Origin of the sequence: Duganella alba (assembly GCF_009674495.1) — a bacterium.
Lineage (GTDB): Bacteria > Pseudomonadota > Gammaproteobacteria > Burkholderiales > Burkholderiaceae_D > Rugamonas > Rugamonas alba.
On the sequence record NZ_WKJN01000110.1, the window covers coordinates 1 to 256 of the forward strand.

A 256-nucleotide genomic window follows, 5' to 3' on the forward strand; every position below is an offset into this window, starting at 1 on the left:
AGACTTACAAAACCGCCTGCGCACGCTTTACGCCCAGTAATTCCGATTAACGCTTGCACCCTACGTATTACCGCGGCTGCTGGCACGTAGTTAGCCGGTGCTTATTCTTCAGGTACCGTCATGAGCCGTAGATATTAGCCACAGCCTTTTCTTCCCTGACAAAAGAGCTTTACAACCCGAAGGCCTTCTTCACTCACGCGGCATTGCTGGATCAGGGTTGCCCCCATTGTCCAAAATTCCCCACTGCTGCCTCCCG

At 53.1% G+C, this 256-nt stretch carries 1 rRNA gene; it reads right to left on the reverse strand.

The features are described from left to right. Positions 1 to 256: ribosomal RNA gene (locus tag GJ695_RS29490) — 16S ribosomal RNA — on the reverse strand; the annotation flags it as partial.